Below are 243 nucleotides of genomic sequence, written 5' to 3' on the forward strand. Positions count from 1 at the left end.
GACCAAAGCCCCAGAGCGTGTCGCCATCGCCGCTGACCGCGAGGATGGCTTCGGGGTTGCGCACCAGTGCCTGTTCCACATGCGACCACCGAGGATTGGCGGCCCAGGGCGCTGTGCCGCCGTCCGGCTCCGTGCTGCCGCCGCGCAGCAGCCAGATATCTTCGCTGGCACTGTGCAGCTGGCCGCCCGGCACCAGAGGCTGGTCGAAGGTGATGACGCGGCCGCTGGCATCCAGCAGCAAGG

Annotated in this window: 1 protein-coding gene; it reads right to left on the reverse strand. The window is 69.5% G+C overall.

What is annotated here, in order from left to right:
• Window positions 1-243, reverse strand: a 243-nt coding sequence (locus tag IAE24_RS30095; protein WP_199962553.1) for a hypothetical protein, incomplete at both ends; no start/stop codon positions are given.

The organism is Delftia sp. S65 (assembly GCF_016516495.1).
In the GTDB taxonomy this organism is placed as follows: Bacteria; Pseudomonadota; Gammaproteobacteria; order Burkholderiales; family Burkholderiaceae_C; genus Comamonas; species Comamonas acidovorans.